We start from the raw sequence: 242 nt of genomic DNA, 5'->3' as shown, positions 1-242 counted from the left end.
GCGGTCTCGAAGAAGTACCCGCCTAAACGCGGCGGTAGTGCTGCCTTGTCTTGTAGCGCTCAAGCCCCTTAATGAGCGAGACCATGAAGATCCTTGTCCGTCGAAACTTCTCGGTAATGTCCTGAGTGCTGAATTGGGAACCGACGGTCTCGAACGTCTCGGCGCCATGAGCAAGTGTGTTGCGCATCTGTCTTATAAGGACCAGGTCGGAACCGCCGAGGCAAGATCGCGGTGGTCGCCAT

At 56.6% G+C, this 242-nt stretch carries 1 protein-coding gene; it reads right to left on the bottom strand.

Annotated elements, in window-relative coordinates; translation table 11 throughout:
* Nucleotides 1-22 precede the first annotated feature (22 nt).
* The coding region (locus tag EOD29_RS36850) for a hypothetical protein (RefSeq protein ID WP_206520621.1) at nt 23-242 on the bottom strand (220 nt) is incomplete at its 5' end.

This window comes from Mesorhizobium sp. M1A.T.Ca.IN.004.03.1.1, from assembly GCF_003997555.1.
In the GTDB taxonomy this organism is placed as follows: Bacteria; Pseudomonadota; Alphaproteobacteria; order Rhizobiales; family Rhizobiaceae; genus Mesorhizobium.
The sequence above is the reverse complement of the archived record's forward strand: the minus strand, read 5'-3'. Positions and strand labels throughout refer to the sequence as shown.